The following is a 17,344-nucleotide window of genomic DNA, read 5'->3' as shown; positions in this document are numbered from 1 at the left end:
CAAGGTGGGTCTCCCCCCGTGTATCAGAACCCGAGCTTGAGGTAGCTGCTCGCGTTCTCCTTCGTGATCGTCTCCGAGGCGAGCACGATCTCCTTGGGCACCTGGAGTTCCACCAGGTCGGACATGCCCTTGCCCTGCCCGATGAGGCGGGCGAGCGAGATGGCCGAGGAGGCCATCGACGGGCTGTAGGTGACGGTGGCCTTCAGCACGGTGTTGTCCGCCTGGATGTCCTCCATCGCCTTCTTCGAGCCGGCGCCGCCGACCATGAAGAACTCCTTGCGGCCGGACTGGTTGACCGCGGCCATGACGCCGACGCCCTGGTCGTCGTCGTGGTTCCAGATCGCGTCGATCTTCGGCAGCGCCTGGAACAGCCCGGTCGCGGCCTGCTGGCCGGAGTCGACGGTGAACTCCGCCGGCCGCCGGTTGGCCACCTTGAAGCCGCTCGCGGCGAGCGTGTCGGCGAAGCCCTTCGACCGCTCCTGGGTCAGCTCAAGCGCGTCGATGCCGGGGATCTCACCGATGATCGGGTTGCTGACGTTCTTGGCCTTGAGCTGCGCGATGATGTACGTCGCTGCGGCGACGCCCATGCCGTAGTTGTCGCCCTTGATCTGCAGGCGGTACGCCCGGGCGTCGGGGAAGGCCCGGTCCAGGTTGACCACCGGGATGCCGGCGGTCATCGCCTCCAGGCCGAACGCGTTGAGCTCCTTGCCGTCGTGCGGCAGCACCACGATGACGTCGGGCTTCTGCGACACCAGGGTGGACAGCGCCGCCCGCTGGGCCGCCGGGTCCGCGCCCGCCGCGACGGGCTTGAGCTCCACGTCGGAGTACGCGCCGGCCTGCGCCTTGGCGTTGTTGGTGATGGCGGCGATCCAGCCGTGGTCGTCGGCGGGGGCGGAGAAGCCGATGACCACCTTCTTGCCGGGCTCGTTGTTGACGCCGGTCGCCGCGGCCTTGGTCTGCGCGGTGGTGGGCGACGACTCGTTGCTCGTGCAACCGGCCAGCAGTACGCCGGCGCCGACCGCGACCCCGCCGAAGAGCATTCGGCGGCGCGACAGGTCGGGACTGTGCTGGGTCATGACGACCTCCTGTGTTCGCAGGTGGTGGGATGAGTGAAGGGTGCGTGGTATCCGGTCACCGTCGATGCTCGGGTGACCCTGCGGTGGTGCGGCAAGGTGGTGCGGGTGCTGGTAGGGGATCAGCTGCTGGTGAGCCGGTTGCGGCCCAGGAACTGGGTGATGCTGCGGAACTGCACCTGCTGGACCAGGACGGCCGCCACGATGATGCCGCCCTTGACCATGTTCTGGGCCTCGCTGGAGAGGCCGTTGATGGCGAAGAGATTGGTGATCGTCGAGAAGATGATCACGCCGAGCAGGGAACCGATGATCGTGCCCCGCCCGCCGCTGAGCAGCGTGCCACCGATGATCGCGGCGGCGATCGCGTCCAGCTCGTAGAGGTTTGCCGTCGCCGCCTGGGCCGAGTTGGCCTGCGCGGTGAGCATGATGGCGGCGATGCCGCAGCAGAGGCCGGACAGCGCGTACAGCAGCAGGGTGTGCCGCCGCACGTTGATGCCGGCCAGCCGGGCCGCCTCCGGGTTGCCTCCGACGGCGACCGTGCGCCGTCCGAAGGTGGTGCGGTTGAGCAGCACCCAACCGGCCGCGACCACCGCGGCGAGGATGTAGACCAGCAGCGGGATGCCGAGCACCTTCTCGCTGGCGATGTTGTTGATGAAGGTGTTGTTGGACAGCTGGGTCTGCTTGTTGGAGATCTCCGCCGCCAGACCGCGGGCAGCCACCAGCATCGCCAGGGTGGCGATGAAGGGCACCAGCCGGCCGTACGAGATGAGGATCCCGTTGACCACGCCGACCGACAGCCCGACGACCAGAGCGGTGAAGATCATGCCGCCGGCGCCGTAGCTCTGCGTGGCGACCGTGGTGGCCCAGACCGCGGAGAGCGCGACGATCGCGCCGACCGACAGGTCGATGCCACCGCCGATGATGACGAAGGTCATCCCGACGGTGACCACGCCGACCACCGAGGCCAGCTTGAGGATGGTGAGGGTGTTGTCCCACACCCAGTCCGGGTTGGAGTAGAGGTCCCACCGGCTCACGGCGCCGATGATGACCAGGACCACCAGCACCCCGATGAGGCCGAGGTTACGGCGGGCCCCCTCGCCGCTGTCGCCCCGCCACCACGAGAGCCGGTTGCTGGTGGTCGCCGCCTCGCTGGCCGCCGCCGTCTCGGCGGGGTCCACCGGCGGCGACTGCGCCGGCACCTGCGGGCGCTCCGGGGTCGCGGTGGGGGTGGGAGTCGCGTCGCTCATGCCGGTGCGCCTTCCATCAGGGACCCCGCCATCACGAGGTCGAGCACAGTGTTCTCGTCGAGTTCGCCGGCCGGGGCCTCGCGGACGACCCGGCCCTCCCGCATCACCAGGACCCGGTCGGCCAGACCGAGCACCTCGGGCACCTCGCTGGAGACCAGCAGGACCCCGACGCCCTGGGCGGCCAGACCCCGGATCACCTGGTACAGCTCGGCGCGGGCACCGATGTCCACGCCTCGGGTCGGCTCGTCCAGGAGCAGCAGTTTGGTGTCACCGAGCAGCCACCGCCCCACCACCACCTTCTGCTGGTTGCCGCCGGAGAGGGTGCGCACCGGGCGGCGGACGTCACGGGGGCGCAGTTCGAGATCGTTGGCGATCCGGTTCGCCTCGGCCTGCTCGGCCGCCACGTTGGTGAAGCCGAACCGGGCGTACCTGCTGAACGTGGAGAGGGTGACGTTGCGGTAGATCGGCTCCCCGAGCAGCAGCGCCTGACTCTTGCGCTCCTCCGGCGCCATGCCCATGCCCGCCCGGACCGCCGCGCCGACACCCGCGCCCAACGCCCGGCCGGCCATCCGGACCGTGCCCGCGTCGGCGCGGCGGGCGCCGTAGATGGTCTCCAGCAGCTCGGAGCGGCCCGAGCCGACCAGCCCGGCGATGCCGACGATCTCACCGGCCCGGACATCGAGCGACACGTCGGCGAACTCGCCCGCCCGGGTCAGCCCCTCGACGTGGAGCAGCTCCGCGCCGGCCGGACCGGCCGCCGGGCGCTCCGGAAAGACGTACTCGATGCTGCGGCCGGTCATCCGGCTGACCAGGTCGCGGGTCGGGGTGTCGCGCGCCGGCAGGTTCGCCGCCGTGGTCCGTCCGTCCTTGAGTACGGTGACCCGGTCGCCGATCTCGCGGATCTCCTCCAGGCGGTGGGAGATGTAGATGACGGCGATGCCCTGGGCGGTCAGCTCCCGGATGATCCGGAACAGGTTGCCCACCTCGTCGTGCGCCAGCACCGCGCTCGGCTCGTCCATGATGATCAGTCGCGCCTCGTGCGAGAGCGCCCGGGCCATGCTCACGATCTGCTTGCCGGCCGCCGGCAGCGCGCGGACCATCCGCTTGGGGTGGATCTCGCCGTGCCCGAGCCGACCGAGGATCTGCCGGGTTCGTCGGACCATTTGCCCGCGACGGACGAAGCCCAGCCGGCGCGGCTCGTGGCCCAGGAACGCGTTCTCCCCCACCGACAGGTCCTCGACGAGGTCCAGCTCCTGGTAGATGGTGGCGATGCCGGCGCGCATGGCGGCCTGCGGGTTGGCGAAGGTGGTCGGCTCGCCCCGCCACTCGATGAGGCCGGAATCCGGCTGGTGCACCCCGGCCAGCACCTTGATCAGGGTGGACTTGCCGGCACCGTTCTGCCCGAGCAGGCAGTGCACCTCGCCGGCCCGCACCTCCAGCTGCACCCCGTCCAGGGCGCGTACGCCGGGGAAGGTCTTGACCACATCGGTGAGGCGCAGGACCACCTCGCCGGCGACGGTGTCCGCGGGGGCCTCGACCAGCGACGCCCCGGCGACGGCGGCGTTCTCCTCGGGCTGGGCCACAGTCTCCTCCTCGCTCACGGTGGGTTTCGCGCCTGGCGACCGCAGGTTCATGAGGCCTCGCCGAAGGCGACGTCGCTGGCGAGCACGGCCGCGCCGGCGACGCCGGCCCGACCACCCAGCTCGGACAGCACGACGGGCAGGTTGCCGGTGGCCAGCGGCAGCGACCGGCGGTAGACCACGCTGCGGATCTCCGCGAGCAGGATGTGCCCGAGTTGGGCCAGCCCACCACCGATCACGATCATCGACGGGTTGGTGAAACTCACCAGACCGGCGAGGACTCCGCCGACCCGTCGCCCGCCGTCGCGGATCAACTGGATACAGGTCACGTCGCCCTCGACCGCGCCCTCGGCGACGTCCAGAGCGGTCACCACACCGCGCAGGCCCAGCCGCTCGGCCAGTGCCGGCGACGACCCGCTGCGGGCGGCGGCGGTCGCCTCCTTGGCCAGCGCGGCGCCACTGAACAGCGCCTCCAAACATCCGACGTTCCCGCACGAGCACATCGGCCCGTGCGCGTCGACCTGGATGTGGCCGATGTCCCCGGCGCAGCCGTCGGTGCCGCGGTAGACCTCGCCGGTCAGGTAGATGCCGCAACCGATACCGGTGCCGATCTTCACGAAGAGGAAGTCGTCCACCGAGTGGGCGACCCCGCCGTGCCGCTCACCGATCGCCATGATGTTGACGTCGTTGTCGACCACCGCCGGGCAGCCGTGCTCCCGGCTGAGCAGCTCGCGGACCGGAAACCGATCCCAGCCCGGCATGATCGGCGGCGAGACCGGGACGCCGTCGCGGAAGCTGACCGGGCCGGGCACACCGATGCCCACCGCGTCCAACCGCTCGTACGCGCCGTCGACCCGGGCCTTGTGCAGCAGTTCGTTGACCCGTTGCAGGGTCACCTTCGGTCCATTGCGGATGTCGGCCGGCTCGGCGTAGTGGGCCACCGGTTCGAGCCGACCGTTGACCACCTCGACGTCCATCGAGCTGGCGCCCAGGTCGACGGCCGCGAAGCGCAGTTTCGGGTTCAGCTCGACCAGGGTGGAGCGACGCCCGCCCCGGGAGGCGGCGAGCCCGGCCTCGGCGACATAACCCAGGGCGACCAGCCGGTCCAGCTCGGCCAGCAGGCGCGGGCGGGGCATCTGGAGGCGGTCACCCAGCTCGGCCCGGGACACGGCGCCCTCGTCGCGGAGCAACCGCAACAGTCGGACGTGCAGGGGCTCGACGGTCCGCACCGGGGAGTTCACCTCTTCATCGAACTCGTTCACATCGACGCAACGCCGAGGTGTTGTGTCCGACACAGTAGGAGCGTTCCGCACCGCCTGTCCAGAGCTTCGACCGTTCCGGTGGCAACTTTTGTCCGTAAGAGCAAAAGCTAATAGTGGATCAAGAAAAGGGCCTGCGGAAACGAACCGGGGGCGGGAGCGCCTCGCGCTCCCGCCCCCGGCGGTGTTGGACGGTCGGACCTACATCCGCCGTAGGTCGGCCGTCGCGTCCAGGGCCCGGATCTGTACGGCGTTGCCGCTGTCGTACACCTCCACCGGCTCGGTGGTGAACTGACCGTGCTCTCCCGCGCTCAACCGCACCGCGGGATCCACCACGATCTGCTTCGGTGCGACGTGCATGGCGTACACCCCGTCGACCTGGCCGTCGGTGATGCTGGTGCCGACCATGACGGCGGTACGACCGCGGGCGTCCTTGGTGATCGCCACCAGGCCGCGGTCCGTGGGAATGGGCATGACTACCTCCTTCTGGCTTCTGTTCGTGATCAGTCGTCCTGCACACACGCGTGCAGGGGTGAGTGCGCGGCGACCGGCGAGCCGAACATGATCTGACGCCAGTCGCCGGTGAAGGTGAAGAAGCCGGCCGTGGTCCGTACGCCGAGGCGGCCCGGGATGCGCGACCCGGAGACGTGCTCCGGCACCGAACCCATCCCGTACACGCTCTCCAGGGACGGCCACACGGAGATGCTCAGCAGCGTCCGGGTGCCCCAGTCGACGATCAACCGGCTGCCGACCAGCTCGGGCAACCGTCGCCGGACCGCCCGCTTGATCCGCAGGTGCAGCACCACCAACCGCAGCAGGACGAGCCGCGACGGGCACTCGAACCGGGTGATGACCACCTGCCCACCGGCCGGATCCGGCCGGAAGACCGGGGTCACCCCCAGCTCAGCAGCGATGCCTGAGCCACGGCCGCGACCAGCAGCGTCGCGCCGGACCACCGGCGGATGATCCTCTGCCAGTCCTGCCATCTCCGTCCCTTCTCCTCGTCGATCGGCGTCGTCGTCGGCTTACGGATGCTCAGCGCCACCATCGACAGCACCGCCAAAACGGCCACCACGATCAGCGTCGTCGGCAACGCCGCCGGACTCAGCAGCACCAGCGCGGCCAGGGCCACCCACAGGAACGAGGTGGTCTTCTGGGTGGTGAACAGCAGGGCCAGGTCGAAGCCCCACACCACTCCCAGCGAACCGGGTGGCAGCGTCCGGGCCAGCGACTGCGGCACCTGCCGCCACACGTGCGGAGTGCGAAGCCGCAGATCCGCCACGCCGAAGCCGAGCGCCACCACGATCACCAGTCCGACCCGCACCGCCTCCGGCAGCACCGCGGTGACCCCGGTGGCGAGCAGGTAGAACGGGACCGCCAGTACCGCCGCGCCGAAGATCCCACCGACCAGCAGGCCGAGCAGGAACCGAGTTCCGCCCCACCTGTCGTCCCGCAACATCGGGCCGGCGACCCCGGCCATGGAGACGCCTCAAGGGCTGTAGCCCTGCAGGATCGCCCCCAGCAGGGCGACGCCGATCCAGACCTCCATCTCCTGGTGGCCGTCAGCAGTTCGAGGTGCAGGTGCACTTGCCGGCGGAGGCGTTGTACGTGCCGTCGGGGCGCTTCCGCTCGCAGCACTGGCAGCGGTAGATCGGTCCCACCGTGCCGAACGTGCAGGTCCACACGTAGTGGCTGGCGGCCAGGCAGGTCGACATGCTGATGTTCGGTGGCACGTAGTCGAGGCTGCAGCAGTTCCAGTTGGCCGCCTGGGCCGGCGACCCCTTGGCGAAGACCGCGACGGCGGCGGCCAGTCCGCCGGCGCCGATACCGCGCAGCACGCCCCGTCGTTTGACCGAGGACTTGGGGACAGCAGTGGTCATGACACCTCCTGTGTGAGATGGGCTGCCGGGTCGCGTGCCCGTCGCACGTCACCCGGGGTCCTGGCGCGCTCACGCCTCCTGGGCGGAATGGGCGGAGTGCAGGTGGCCGGTGGCGGCGAGGGCGCTGTCGAGCGTCCAGAAGAGCAGCGCGGTGTCCAGCCGACCGTGCCGGAACAGCAGGGCCGCGGGGCTGGAGTCGATGTTGAACTCGCCGGTGCTCCAGGCACCGCCCTGGTCCAGGTACGGCCGGGTCCGCTCCAGCTCGTGCCGGCGGATGAAGTCCTCGCCGCGCTCGCGGACACCGCAGGAGACCACCACGCTGAGGTCGACCCCACGGTCCAGCGCGCCCGGCACCTGGGCGGCGATCTGCTCACAGCTCGCACACGAGGAGCTGAGCACCAGCACCAGGGCGCGCTCGCGGTCGCGCAGGTGCGCCAACTCCGCCGGCCAGTTCAGCGACTCGGCGCCCAACCGGGCGTTCTCCAGGGGTTCGACCTGGGCCGACGGCTCGTTGTTCTGCTCCGGCAATCGCGCCGCCAACTGGCCGAGCATCGCGAAGAACAGCACCATCGTTCCGGCGAGAACAAGCAGGACGAAAGCAAGGAACATGGTCATGGCGTTCATTACCCTTCGTGGTGGAGAAGCGCCCGTCACACCCGGTCGGATTGCGGGAAGAGCGGTCGTACGATCGGGAGAATCCAGCGACGGTTGGCGTAGAGCGACAGCAGCAGCGCGGCGAGCGCGGCACCGATCACCGGCCCGGCGGGCTGGTTGGCGGCGGCGTCGACGACGGCGAGGTTGCCCGCCGCGACGGCCACCAGGCCGACGCCGATGACGATGTTGACCGGTCCGAACGGGGCACCCTCGGTGCGGCCGAAACACCCGCACGGCTCCTCGCTGCCCCGGACCGCGCCGACCAGGCCGACCAGCGCGAACGACAGCCCCAGCGCCGCCACCAGCAGCGCACCCGCTCGCCGGGTGGGTTCCACGACCAGGGTCACCGCGGCGCACAGTTCGAGCAGGGCCACCAGCCGGACGAGGCCGGACCCGGACGCCCAGGGCAGGCCGATCTCCCGAAGCGCGCGCCCCAACTGCATGCCGGCCACGGTCTTCGCGGCGGAAGCCTGCATCAGCAGCGCCGCCGCCACACAGTTGACGAATAGGATGCCGACAATGGATATTGAAGCCACAACGGGCTCCTTCCCCCTATTAGCGGAAGCGCGTCGTTACTGGCACTCTGACCCATCGACTCATTCGTACGGCACATCCCCGGCACCGCGACCGCACGGATCCGTCATCGTCATGTCATCGGCGGGCATGACTCGGCCGACGACCGTGCCGGTGAGCCTTGGCACGGCTCTGCGGGCCGACCCGGCCCACCGAACGGAGAAACGTGGAATTCGCCATTCTCGGCCCGCTGGAGGTTCGCTCCTCAGGCACACCGGTGGATCTGCCCGCACCCCGCCAACGGCGGATCCTGGCCGCGCTCCTGATCGCCAGCGAGGGCTGGCTGTCGGTCAACCGGCTGATCGAGACATGCTGGGACGACGCCGGGCCGTGGACCGCCCGCAAGCAGGTGCAGAACCAGGTCGGGGCGCTGCGGCGGCACCTCGTCCGGCACGGCGGTGACGCGAACATCGTGGTCACCCGCCCCGACGGCTACCAACTGGACGTGTCGGACGCGTACGTGGACGCGCGGGAGTTCGCCGAGACCGTCCGGCGGGCCCGGCAGGCCGCCGAGGTCGACACCGCCCGCGCGGTCACCCTCTACCAGGGCGCGTTGACCCTGTGGCGCGGTCCCGCGCTGGACGGGTTGAACAGCCCCGCGCTGGAACCCGCCGCGGCGCGACTGGCCGAACTGCGGCTGCTCGCCGCCGAGGAGCGCTACGACCTGGAGCTGCGGCTCGGCCGACACCGCCAGGTGCTGGCCGACCTGATCGAACTGGCCGCCGAACACCCCTCCCGGGAACGCCTACAGGCGCTGCTCATGCTGGCGTTGTACCGGGAGGGGCGTCAGGTGGAGGCACACGGCGTGTACCGGCGTCTGCACGACCACCTGGCGGAGGAACTCGGGACCGGACCGGGAGGCGAACTCCGGCAGCTGCGGGAGCGGCTGCTGTGCGATCAGGTCAGCGCTTGGCACCCGAATTCCGCTTCTTCCTGAGCTTGCGGTCGTCGCGCAGTTCGAGGTACGGCTCGTCGTCGACGGCGTGGCCGGCCGAGATGGCCCGGCCGCGCTCCAACTCCGCGTCGAACTCGGCGCCCAACAGGATCGCGATGTTGCTCAGCCAGAGCCAGACCAGAAAGATGATCACGCCGGCCAGCGCACCGTACGTCTTGTTGTACGAGCCGAAGTTGCTCACGTAGAGGGCGAAGAGACCGGAGATCACCAGCCAGATCACCACGGCGAGCACCCCACCCGGGCTGACCCAGCGGAACCCGCCGTGCCGGGCGTTCGGCGAGGCCCAGTAGAGGATCGCGAACATCAGGCTGACCAGGAGCAGCAGCACCGGCCACTTGGCGACGTCCCAGACCGTGACGGCCGTCGAGCCGAGGCCGACCGCGTCCCCGACCACCTCGGCGAGCCGGCCGGTGAAGACCACGATCACCGCGCAGGCCAGCAGGAGTACGCCGATCACCGCCGTCACGCCGACCCGGATCGGCAGCGTCTTCCAGATCGGCCGGCCCTCCGGCACGTCGTAGATCGTGTTCGAGGCGCGCATGAACGCGGCGATGTAGCCGGACGCGGACCAGAACGCGGCCAGGAGACCGATGATCGCCGTGACGCTGGCCAGCCCTCCGCTGCCCTGCGCCTGTTTGATCGCCTCTTCGATGATCTTCTGGATGCTGTCGTTGGGCACCGCCTGGTTGACCGTGTCCTTGACGCCCTCGGTGGCGCTGGTGCCCAGCAGGCCGAGGATGGAGATCAGCACCAGCACGCCCGGGAAGATGGACAGCACCCCGTAGTAGGTAAGTGCCGCCGCCCAGTCGGTCAGGCTGTCGTCCTGGAACTCGGTGACCGTGCGGCGCAGCGCAGCCTTCCAGCCGCTGCCGGGCAGATCGGTGGGGCTGTCCGGCCCAGCGTCGGGCCCGACCGGCCCGCTGCGCTCACGGTGGTCGGACGTCTCGTCGGAGGCCATCGCCCCTCCTCTTCGTCGGCGGTGTCGCCCCAGGACATGCCCCGCGAACAGCGGTGGATAACCCCTACGGGCAGAGCAACCTGCCCATCCGGCGCGACGCCACCAGCAGGCCGACCGCCAGCATCGCCAGCAGGTAGAGCACGTCGAGCAGCCAGAGCCAACCCCCGGTGCCCAGCGCGACGCCACGGATCAGGTGCACGGCCCGGTACAGCGGGGTGACCTCGACCAGCCAGTGCAGCAGGGTCGGGTACGCCTGCGCCGGCACGAAGGTGCCGGAGAAGAGGAACAGGGTGAACTGCGCGGACGCCACCAGGTCGAAATCCTGCCAGCTGCGCATGAAGGTGGAGATCGCCATGCCGAGCGCCCCGAACGCGAACCCGACCAGCACCGCGGCGGGCAGCGCGGTGAGCGCGTGGACGACGCTGGTCAGATCCAACGCGACCATCACCCCGAGGAACGCGGCCGAGTAGGCGCTGCCCCGCAACATCGCCCAACTCAGCTCACCGAGGGCGATCTCGAACGGCCGTACGGGGGTGGCGATCATCCCGTCGTACAGCTTCATGTACTTCATCTTGCCGAAGAAGTTGAAGGTGGTCTCGGAGAGCGCCCCGGTCATCGCGGAGGCGGCCAGCATCGCCGGCGCCACGAACGCGGCGTACGACACCAGCCGCCCGTCGGGCAGCGGCAGGTCACCGACCAGCGTCCCGACGCCCACGCCGATGGAGAGCAGGTAGAGCAGCGGCTCCACGAAGCCGGAGAGCAGCAGCAGCCAGTAGACCGACTTCAGCGCGGCGAGATTGCGCTCGACCACCGACCCCGACCGCCGAGACGCGGCGGAGACGTCGACCAGCCGGGGCAGGACCAGCGTGACCACGAGATCTCCCTAGACGACGAGCTTGCGGCGAAAAGCGCGCAGCGCCAGCAGCCAACCGACGGCCGCCCAGGCAGCCAGGTAGAGCAGGTGCCCGCCGATCGACCACTGCGGGGCGACACCGAGCGTCGCCGCACGACAGAGGTCGACAGCGTGCCACAGCGGAGTCGCGTACGCCAGCCAGCGCAGCGCCTCCGGCAGCGACTCGACCGGGAAGAACACGCCGGCGAACAGCGTCATCGGGATGACCGCGAACCGGAACAGCATCGCCAGCCAACTGTCGCTGGACACCACCGCGGCGTACGCGAACGTCGGCGTGGCCCCGGCCAGCCCGAGGAGCGCCACCACCGGCAGGGTGGCCAGCGCCCACGGCGACCGCAACGCCCCGAACACCCCGGTGACCAGCAGGAAGGCCGCGATCGTCGTGAGCACCCGGAACAGCACGAAGGCCAGGTGCCCGGCCAGGATGTCGCCCACCCGCAACGGCGACGCCGTCTGTGCGAAGTAGGTCTTGACCCACTGGAAGTTGCTGAACACCGGCCACGTCGAGTCGCCAACGGTCACCTGGAGCGCCGTCGAGGCGATCAGCCCGGGAACCAGCCAGTCGAGGTAGCGCACCCCGTCGACGCCCTGGTCGATGTACGCGCCGACGCCCAACCCGAAGCCGAGCACGGTCAGCACCGGCAGCAGGAACGACGAGAACACCCCCGCCCGCCAGGTGCGACGAAGATTCACCAGGTAGTGCTCGAACACCGCGTACGCCGGCACCCAGGGCAACCGCGTCCGCTGCGCCACACTCACCATGACCACCCCCCGTCCCCGACCTTCCTACCCCCGGGGTACGACAGGCCGCCGGTCACCCTACGGCGACCCCGTCGACGTGTCGCCCGGATTCCGGCCGACGCGCCTGGTGATCAACACGGGTTCACTCGAACCGCCAGCGGGCGCCGGTCAGGTCCGAGGGGCGGACACCTGCCGGCGCCCGCCCCTCGAATCGACCCACCGGGTCGACTGTGTTACCAGTTCGTGCCGCAGGACTTCGCGGTGCCGCTCGCCGGCACGAACGCCATCGCGTCCCAGGCGATGTCGACGTCGCCGGTCGCGCCCTCGATCTTGTTACTGAGCTGCACCCGGGCGCGCGGCCCGAGAGTGTAGCGGCCCAGGCTGACCCACCGGTCGACGCCCAGAGTCTTGGCGTCCTGGTTCACCGGGCAGAACTGCGGTTTGTCGCGGGGATCGCCGTAGATGCCGATGCCCGGGTTGATCATGTACTCGGCCGCCGTCTCATTGGCGCCGTGCGACGGCAGGTGCACCACGATGTCCCAACTCTTGATGCCACTGCGGATATCCGGCGTCCAGGTTCCGACGACCTGATGCAGCGGCGCGTAATCGGGGTCGACGCTGTGGGTGAACCACATGTGGCCGAGATAGCCCGCACCGACCTGGTGCACGTCGATGTCCGCGTGGAAGCTCATCAGGTCACCTGCCGGGGACCCCTGGCGGAGGGTGAACTTGCCACCCCAGCTCTGCCCCGCGCAGCCCAGCGTATTGATCGACGAGTCTCTGAGATCGTCGACAACCAGGGCCCCGCTCGCCGAGAACGGGGTGCACCGCTTCGGATAGACCGCCTTGACGGCCGGCTCCGCCGAGCCCACCGCGTACACCAGCTTCTGAGTGCTCAATGGAGCAGCCTCGGTGACCCAGGTGGTATCGCTGTGCCACCAGCAGGACTCGTCGCAGGCCGAGTTGTCCCCGGTCGGCGAGCAGTGGTTCGACGAGGTGCAGAACTGGTACTTGGACGGCAGGCTGAGCTGGTTGCGCGATGAACCGAACAGCGGCGTGGAGTACTTCGTCACCGGGTCGATCCACTGCCACTGCGGCACCTCGGCCCAGCCCATGATCCGCTCCGGGTACGACCAGTCCGACGGGTGGCTCGCATCCTCCTTGTCAATCCGCAGGAAGGGGTCCCGGTTGGCCGGATACGTCGGGTTCGCCGGGTTGTTGAACCAGCCGAGCCCGTAGTTGCTGCCCGCTCCCGGCTCGCCCCGGGCGTGCACCCCGCTGTTGTAACCCCAGACCGCCAGGAACCAGTTCTCGATGTAGAGGGGATCGTTGGTGTTGACGGTGATGCCGAGCGCCTGCACCTCGTTGAACTTCTTCACAAGGATCTGCAGACCAGCGGCGATGTTCGCGGCGTAGTCACTGGAGATGGCCACCCTCTCCTGCTCGGAGAGGCCCGGCGTGGCACCGAAATTCATGCCGTCGGTGACCTGGGAGATGCCGTACCCACAGTCGCTGCTGCTGTAGTCGATGGAATCCCAAACGCCGCTGCTGCGGTTGCCGTAGTAGTCGGAGACGAGCGGGTTGCCGCCGTCGCCCGGGGAGGCGTGCCAGGAAGCCTGCGCCATGTTGGTCTCCTGGGCCAGCACCGCCAGCATCACCTGCGCCGGCACCCGCGGCCCGGACGGCAGGGGGAACATTCCCTGCGGCGTGTACGCCGGCATGCCGGTCTTCAGGTAGTTGGCCGGCCGCGAGACGGTCAGCTTGCCCTGCACAGCGAGGTCCACCGCCCACTCCACCTGGTTGGCGCTGGGTTGGAGCGCCTGCCGGCGGATGTCGTTACGCGGAACCGCGCACCTCGGCTGGTAGGCGGGGTGGGTGATGACCTCTCCGGCCGCCCGAGCGCTGGGAGCCTCCATACGGCCGGCTCGGGGCGCGGCGTCCGCCGGCGCCTTCGGTGTGGCGGCAATTGTGTGCCGGCTCTCCCGACCGGTGGCCGTGGCCCGGACCGTGACGTCGAAACGGGACCGACTGTCAGCCTGGTCCGTCTCGACCGGGCGGACCGACATCGCCAGCAGGTGGCCCTCCCGGGACGCCACCCGAGACTTGTCGGCGGCCGTGAGCAGTACCAGATCGGCGGGGGGCCGACGGATGCCGCCGACGTCACCGACGAGGGCGTTGCGGCCACCGGAGAGACCGACCAGTTCGAGCCCGGTGGCGCGGCCGGTGCCGACGGTGGTGTGTCCGCGACCGACATACCGGTGGGCGGTCGCCCGGCCCTCGGCGCCCGGCTTCGCCTCGTCCACGGTCAGCACGTCGACCGCGCCGGCACCCGTCGCCCGCACGGCGAAGGGGCGCCCACCCGGGTCGGCCAGCTTGGCGAGCCTGCCGTTCCGGAGCCGGTAGAGGCCGCCCCGGAGGATGCCGTAGTCACCCTCGGCCGCCGGTGCCGCGTTGGTGAACTGCCCGGCCAAGCGGACTGTCGAGGTCACCTTGCCGGCTGCCGCGTCGATGGCGATGACCTCGGTGGTCTGCTGGTCAACGTCGGTGGGCCGGGTGACCAGCACCCGTTCGCCCGCCCCGCAGGACGGGTTGTAGTACGCCAACTGGACCCGTTCTCTCAGCGGCGTGGCCTTACCGGTGGTCAGGTCGACCACAGCGACATAGGCGCCCTTGGTGGCCAACTCCGGCTTGTTGCTGTACGAGGTCGGGGCATAGACCGCGACGGCCCGCTTACCGGAGCCAGTGACGCAGACGCTGCCCGTCCAGGTGCCGGCATCGGAGAGACCGGCGTTCAGCGTGGTCAGGGTCGACCAGGCGAAGGACTCCTTCTCCCGGGCCACAAGAAGGTGAAAGCCGTTGCGATCCCCGGCTCCCGTGATCAGTTGGTCGCTCGAACGGGCCCAGGCGGCGCCGAGCGATGCGTCCGGGTCGGCCAGCGCTCCCCGGCTCAGGGTCTCCTGAGGCACGGGCGAAACTGGTCGGGCGGCCACCGGCTGAGGGACGACCAGCGCCGAGACACCGAGCGTCACCACCGCACCGAAGGCCGTCAGGGCCATTCGGCGCACCGGCCGCTTCGGTTTCAGATCCAGTTGGTGCACGACAGCTCCTCGTCCGGATCGTTGGTCGGAATGGGAGGCTCACCCGAGCCGGCGGCTATGTACCAACAGGACATCACCGAGTTGTTCCAATCCGTCATCGCCGAGCGCCACAGGTCCACACCGGCGGTCGTGTAGTTGACGTAGCTGCCCGGGAAGAGGTCGGACTCTGCCTCCGGCTTGCGCATCTGGTTCGCGCCGTACTGGGTGAGCTCCCAGAACTGGAACTCCGGCTCCCAGTCGGTCTCGTCGAAGGTGATCTGCCAGTCGACCCAGGTCGACTGACAGGCCGGCGAGTAGAAGACCGTGCCGGTGCCATCCATCAGCTTGCTGTTGTCGACTGGCGATTCGACGTAGATCCGTTGGTCACCAACAACGATCTTGTCGGCCAGGCAACCCGCGTCGCCGGCCCACCTGCCCTTGCATGTCTCCGCCTTGCAGCTGGCGGCTCGGGCCATCTGCGGTGGGGTCACCGCCGCTCCGCCCACTGCAAGCAGGACGCTGAGAGCAACGGCCGATGCGAGAACGCGCCACCACCCGCCGCGGCTGGCGGATACGGACGAGGCACGCCTGCTCAGGCTGCGCATCGACCGCTCCCTGGCCGAGTCGGTCGGACTTCGAGAATCATCATGGTTCTGGAGAGTCCCCGGGACCATCACAGTCACATCACCGTCGCGTCATAGCCATCGGTCTGGGGAAGGCCAGCGGCCCGCCCGGTTCCGAACCGCGATCGGACGGCGACGGTCAGTCAACCAGCAACGCGCTCGCGCTCATGATCAACTCGACTGCACGGAAGTCGGGGTGTCCGTGGCGCTGCGACACCCTGATTTGCAGGAAGCGGAGTCGATCTACGCGGGCCGGCGACCGGCGACCGGCGACCGGCGACCCTACCGACGAAGGGCGCCGGGCCCGACGAACGCACGCCACGCGTCGGGCGCGAAGACCAGCACCGGGCCGCCCGGGTCCTTCGAGTCACGAACGGCCACCAGCCCCGGAAGGTTGTCGGCCACCTCCACGCAGTTACCGCCATCCGGGCCGCTGCGGGTGCTCTTGCGCCACCGGGCGCCGGTCAACTCCATGTCTCCGCCACTTCCGCCATCAGATCGAGGGACTGCCTGTGCGATAGTGCCTCACCGCGGATCGACTCCCACACCTCGACCATCTGACGGACGTAGTCAGCCCGGTCGATGACCTGCCCATGGCGCTGGCCAGCGAGGTAGACAAGATCCTCCCCCTGCGGCGAGGTAGCGATGACGAAGGGGCCACCGAGCCCAACATAAGCACCCACAGTCGCCGGCACCACCTGGATTCGGACCCTGGGAAATGCCGAGCCGAGCTTCACGAGGTGCTGAATCTGCTCGCGCATCACGCCTGCTCCCCCGACGGTGCGGCGCAGCACGTGTTCGTCGATCACCGCAGTGAGCAGCGGAGGTCGGTCGCGGGTGAGCAGTCCCTGACGGTCCAGCCGGGTTGCCACCTGCTGCTCGATCTCGTCGGGCGCGAACAACCCGCCGCCGGTCAGTAGCGCACGGGCGTACCCCTCGGTCTGCAACAGACCTGGCACACACAGCGGCTCGAACGAGCGCAGCGCGGTGGTCTCCTGTTCGACGCCGGCCCAGTCGCGGAACCACGGCACCACGGCCTCGCGGCTGATCCGCCGCTGGATGCGCTCGAAGCGCCCGTCGGCCGTGAACACGGCGTCGCATCGGCGCGCGAAGTCCAGACTCGGCCGGCGCTCGGAGGTCTCCACCTTGGCGACCAGCGCTCCGGAATAGCTCAGCGCCTCCGCCAGCGTCGCCTGGGACATGCCACTGGCTGCCCGGGCCAGCCGCAGCTCCTCCGCGAAGTGCTCCAGCATGGACGAACTCTCCACGGACAGCCTCCGTACATCCTCGTACCCTGCCGGGCCGATCACCGTACGCGCTGGTCGTCGGCGCGCGGAACCTCCCACGGTAGTCGCGTCCTCAGCAGACTGTCACGCAGCGGGACCGCTCACGGGATCGGACGGCGGGCGGAACCAGGCCGGGGGCGCCCGACGGACGACTGACGGGCGCCCCTTCTGATCCGACGGAGGCTCCACCATGCGACTTCGGAACGTCCGCCCGGATGCGGGCCGCTGGTCGGCTCGGGACCGGGGCGGGAACTGATGCCCCGCTACCGGCCGCACGTGGCGGCCCGCCCGTCCTGGCGTTGCCGGGTCTGCGGCATCGCCTGGCCGTGCTCGGCAGCTCGTCTGGCGCTGCTCGGCGAGTACCGCGAGAACCGGACCGGCCTGCTCGTCTACCTGGCCGCGCTGCGGGAGGAGGCGGACGCGGACCTCGGGCGTCAGGTCACGCCCGACCGGCTGACCGACCGTTTTTTCACCTGGGCCAGAGCCCGAGCGCGGTGATCGTTGGCGGCTCAGCGGGTCGACACG

General features: G+C 69.7%; 19 protein-coding genes. 2 read left to right on the top strand and 17 right to left on the bottom strand.

The features are described from left to right. Positions 1-23: 23 nt before the first annotated feature. The 10 genes from ACGGAQ_RS31965 to ACGGAQ_RS31920 form a co-directional block, all read right to left on the bottom strand. Complete coding sequence (locus ACGGAQ_RS31965) at positions 24-1,076, bottom strand: substrate-binding domain-containing protein (RefSeq protein WP_393055781.1); 1,053 nt, start codon at positions 1,074-1,076, stop codon at positions 24-26. Between the two features lie 119 nt (positions 1,077-1,195). After that, a complete protein-coding gene (locus ACGGAQ_RS31960) occupies positions 1,196-2,320 on the bottom strand; it encodes an ABC transporter permease (protein ID WP_393055778.1) in 1,125 nt (374 codons plus the stop codon). Beyond that, on the bottom strand, positions 2,317-3,954 hold the full coding sequence (locus ACGGAQ_RS31955; protein WP_393055775.1) for a sugar ABC transporter ATP-binding protein: 1,638 nt from the start codon (positions 3,952-3,954) through the stop codon (positions 2,317-2,319). Before ACGGAQ_RS31955 ends, ACGGAQ_RS31960 begins: the two co-directional genes overlap by 4 nt. Further along, positions 3,951-5,129 (bottom strand): ROK family protein, encoded by a 1,179-nt coding sequence (locus ACGGAQ_RS31950; RefSeq protein ID WP_393055808.1) that lies wholly within the window; start codon positions 5,127-5,129, stop codon positions 3,951-3,953. The genes ACGGAQ_RS31955 and ACGGAQ_RS31950 overlap by 4 nt, the downstream gene beginning before the upstream one ends. 231 nt (positions 5,130-5,360) lie before the next feature. After that, positions 5,361-5,633: a hypothetical protein gene (locus ACGGAQ_RS31945; RefSeq protein ID WP_393055772.1), complete on the bottom strand. Its 273-nt coding sequence runs from the start codon at positions 5,631-5,633 to the stop codon at positions 5,361-5,363. 29 nt (positions 5,634-5,662) lie between these two features. Further along, entirely contained in the window at positions 5,663-6,055 is a 393-nt protein-coding gene (locus ACGGAQ_RS31940) for a hypothetical protein (RefSeq protein ID WP_393055770.1), read from the bottom strand. Next, complete coding sequence (locus ACGGAQ_RS31935; protein WP_393055767.1) at positions 6,052-6,639, bottom strand: hypothetical protein; 588 nt, start codon at positions 6,637-6,639, stop codon at positions 6,052-6,054. Before ACGGAQ_RS31935 ends, ACGGAQ_RS31940 begins: the two co-directional genes overlap by 4 nt. Positions 6,640-6,721: 82 nt before the next feature. After that, positions 6,722-7,039 (bottom strand): hypothetical protein, encoded by a 318-nt coding sequence (locus tag ACGGAQ_RS31930; RefSeq protein WP_393055764.1) that lies wholly within the window; start codon positions 7,037-7,039, stop codon positions 6,722-6,724. Positions 7,040-7,108: 69 nt separating this feature from the next. Further along, positions 7,109-7,654, bottom strand: coding sequence for a hypothetical protein (locus tag ACGGAQ_RS31925; protein WP_393055761.1), 546 nt, complete (start codon positions 7,652-7,654; stop codon positions 7,109-7,111). A 35-nt stretch (positions 7,655-7,689) separates the two neighbouring features. After that, positions 7,690-8,229, bottom strand: a complete 540-nt coding sequence (locus tag ACGGAQ_RS31920) for a MauE/DoxX family redox-associated membrane protein (RefSeq protein ID WP_393055758.1) — start codon at positions 8,227-8,229, stop codon at positions 7,690-7,692. Positions 8,230-8,432: 203 nt separating this feature from the next. Between ACGGAQ_RS31920 and ACGGAQ_RS31915 the strand changes: the two genes are divergently transcribed. Beyond that, positions 8,433-9,203: a BTAD domain-containing putative transcriptional regulator gene (locus ACGGAQ_RS31915; protein ID WP_393055755.1), complete on the top strand. Its 771-nt coding sequence runs from the start codon at positions 8,433-8,435 to the stop codon at positions 9,201-9,203. Here the strand turns inward: ACGGAQ_RS31915 and ACGGAQ_RS31910 are convergent. The 7 genes from ACGGAQ_RS31910 to ACGGAQ_RS31880 all read right to left on the bottom strand — a co-directional run bounded on the left by ACGGAQ_RS31910 (position 9,169) and on the right by ACGGAQ_RS31880 (position 16,786). Continuing rightward, a complete protein-coding gene (locus ACGGAQ_RS31910; protein ID WP_393055752.1) occupies positions 9,169-10,179 on the bottom strand; it encodes a YihY/virulence factor BrkB family protein in 1,011 nt (336 codons plus the stop codon). The two genes, ACGGAQ_RS31915 and ACGGAQ_RS31910, sit on opposite strands and share 35 nt — an antisense overlap. Before the next feature lie 64 nt (positions 10,180-10,243). Beyond that, positions 10,244-11,053 carry an ABC transporter permease gene (locus ACGGAQ_RS31905; RefSeq protein ID WP_393055749.1) on the bottom strand — a complete coding sequence of 270 codons (810 nt, stop codon included), beginning with the start codon at positions 11,051-11,053 and terminating at the stop codon, positions 10,244-10,246. 9 nt (positions 11,054-11,062) lie between these two features. Beyond that, the gene (locus ACGGAQ_RS31900; RefSeq protein ID WP_393055746.1) at positions 11,063-11,854 is read right to left on the bottom strand and encodes an ABC transporter permease; all 792 of its coding nucleotides are present in this window, start codon (positions 11,852-11,854) and stop codon (positions 11,063-11,065) included. A gap of 212 nt (positions 11,855-12,066) precedes the next feature. After that, positions 12,067-14,931, bottom strand: a complete 2,865-nt coding sequence (locus ACGGAQ_RS31895; RefSeq protein ID WP_393055743.1) for a hypothetical protein — start codon at positions 14,929-14,931, stop codon at positions 12,067-12,069. Continuing rightward, entirely contained in the window at positions 14,913-15,401 is a 489-nt protein-coding gene (locus ACGGAQ_RS31890; protein WP_393055740.1) for a hypothetical protein, read from the bottom strand. Before ACGGAQ_RS31890 ends, ACGGAQ_RS31895 begins: the two co-directional genes overlap by 19 nt. A 414-nt stretch (positions 15,402-15,815) precedes the next feature. Beyond that, entirely contained in the window at positions 15,816-16,007 is a 192-nt protein-coding gene (locus ACGGAQ_RS31885; protein WP_393055738.1) for a DUF397 domain-containing protein, read from the bottom strand. Next, positions 15,998-16,786, bottom strand: a complete 789-nt coding sequence (locus ACGGAQ_RS31880; RefSeq protein WP_393055735.1) for a Scr1 family TA system antitoxin-like transcriptional regulator — start codon at positions 16,784-16,786, stop codon at positions 15,998-16,000. Before ACGGAQ_RS31880 ends, ACGGAQ_RS31885 begins: the two co-directional genes overlap by 10 nt. 288 nt (positions 16,787-17,074) lie before the next feature. Between ACGGAQ_RS31880 and ACGGAQ_RS31875 the strand changes: the two genes are divergently transcribed. Continuing rightward, a complete protein-coding gene (locus ACGGAQ_RS31875) occupies positions 17,075-17,317 on the top strand; it encodes a flavin reductase (protein WP_393055732.1) in 243 nt (80 codons plus the stop codon). Positions 17,318-17,344 lie beyond the last annotated feature (27 nt).

Origin of the sequence: Micromonospora sp. NPDC047557 (assembly GCF_043205095.1) — a bacterium.
In the GTDB taxonomy this organism is placed as follows: domain Bacteria; phylum Actinomycetota; class Actinomycetes; order Mycobacteriales; family Micromonosporaceae; genus Micromonospora.
This window is presented reverse-complemented; position numbering and strand designations above follow the sequence as displayed.